Here is a 2,212-nt window from a genome sequence, read left to right as displayed (position 1 = left end):
CAATCGCTTTCTTGTTAAGGAGCTAACTCAGGAAGACCTCACCTTTTATGAGTACAACTGTACGCTAAACCCCCTCCCAGAGCCAGAGGATGTGCGGAAAACTTTTTCCAAAATCTCCAGGATCTGTAATCAGCTAGAAGTGATAGCTGTTCGTCTGGGAAATCGAATTATAACTCAGGAAAAAGTTCCAATCAGTAAGCTCAGGACAGAGGGTTGGGCGTTAGAAGAGCTAGGGCCTAGGGTTTTAACCTGTACCGATGTCCAAGAAAGAAGCGCTCTCGAAAGCTTTGAGCGCAAGAGGATAGAGTCCCGCCTTAAGTCTCTGTTCAAAAAAACTAAAGTTGAATCAACAGGAGGAGAATTGCTCTGGTGGATGACTAGTCAGGAAGGGGTAGAACTTTTCGGGGATGGCTGGGAAATCCACAGAGGAAGAATGATAGATGTTGCTGTTGAAACAGACGGAAAGCTTTATCTAGAAGTCGATATTCATTACCGTCTCTACACACCGTGGACTTTGCATGAATGGCTGGAAAACTATCCAGATGTTCCAATCAAGTTGGTTCGGAACACATACGATAAACACCGGACTTGGAAATATCTGCGTATTCTTTCCAACCAGTCGCCGCGGGAGGTTCAGCTGGCAGGGCTGAACATTAGTCTGGCGGAGTTTCATTTGCGAAAATACAATGCTCCTCTAGAAGAGGTGGAAAGCTCTTGGGTAGTCGAGGTAGCTTCAAGGGAAGGGCGTTTTCCCCATCTTTCTCGAAGACTATCGCCTGTCCTAACCTTGGAAATACTAGCCAGTCTAGAGTGCAACAGTAGCCTTGCTAAAAAGGTTAGCGCCGCTGTTACCGAGCGTATTAGAAAAAGTTTACAAGAACGATTGCAAGAGTCTAAAAAGACAGCAAAGACTATTATAGAGATAGTCTACAACCTTACCAGAAGGGAAATTGAACCACTGAAGACTAAGGGCTACATCTTGCCCAAGCCAAAGCTATTGGGATCGGGTCACAGGCAAGTCCAAAATCCCGCCCGGGTTAGGTACCAGGGATGTGCGAAGGTAGGCGAGACTAAGTTTGGATGTCTAAACCTCTACGACGACAAGCGAGAGTATCCTAGCGAAGTGCGCAAGTGCTTGCTTGAGATAGCCCAAAAAAGCGGAGTAGAAGTCAAAGTAGACTGCTATGCTTGGCAGGACTACTTTTCTGAGAAAGAGCTCGCCCGAAAAAGATTCTGGCAAAGCTGGGCTGAGAAAGGGATCAAAACCGTTTTGGTCGTTATGCCGTGGTCACCCAATGATCACAAGCAAAAGATCCGTGTGGAGGCTCTCGAAGCGGGGATAGCAACTCAGTTTATGATCCCTGGCGCTGATTCCTACAAAGCCCTAAACGTCGTCCTAGGCCTTCTGTGCAAGGCAGCATGGCAGCCTGTACTCCTGAAACCCCTCGACCATCCTGAACGCCCTGAGCTGATCATCGGCTTCGATGTGGGAACCGATCGACAGCTGTACTACGGAGCCTCTGCCTTCGCTGTTCTTGCTGATGGGCAGAGCTTAGGTTGGGAGCTCCCTGCTGTGCAAAGAGGAGAAACCTTCTCTGGTGATGCAATTTATCAGACTGTGTCCAAACTTGTCAATAAGTTTCATAACAGGCTCAGTCGATATCCCACCAAGGTTCTCTTAATGAGGGATGGTTTAGTGCAGGAAGGTGAATTTGGAAAGACAATTAAGGAGTTAGAAAAAGAAAAGATTGCTGTGGATGTTGTCGGAATACGCAAAAGCGGTACAGGAAGGATGGGGATAGAGGAAGAAGGTAAGTACAAAGATGCCAAAATAGGTACTGTTGTTTTCGACTACTCGCGAAAGTCGTTTACTCTGGTCACAAGCCAGCCCAGCTCCATTGGTAGCGCAAGACCCCTGCGAGTTGTCCACGAATATGGCAGTACGCCTTTGGAGATCTTGGCCCTGCAGACTTACCACCTTTCCCAGCTTCATCCTGCCAGTGGATTCCAAGCCTGTAGGCTTCCCTGGGTACTTCATTTTGCTGACAAGAGCGGCAAGGAGTTCCAGAACCTCGGCAGCAACATCTTCAGTGTCCTGCAAAACATAGATCGCCAGAAATTGATTGCCGTCTAGCAGGGTAGGGGGTTCTTCCCTGTGGGCCCTGCTAGGATGGGGAAGGGTTTGAGATGCCAACTATGTTTACTCACAACG

1 protein-coding gene is annotated in these 2,212 nt (G+C 48.0%); it reads left to right on the top strand.

Translation table 11 applies throughout. The features are described from left to right. Window positions 1-2,134 (top strand): argonaute PAZ domain-containing protein (locus tag NW860_RS04580; RefSeq protein WP_414512693.1); only part of this gene is annotated, 2,134 nt, incomplete at its 5' end. Window positions 2,135-2,212: the final 78 nt, after the last annotated feature.

Source organism: Synechococcus sp. F70.1 (assembly GCF_047502745.1).
GTDB lineage: Bacteria > Cyanobacteriota > Cyanobacteriia > Thermostichales > Thermostichaceae > Thermostichus.
Note: the sequence above shows the minus strand (reverse complement) of the source record. Positions and strands in the feature narration are given on the sequence as shown.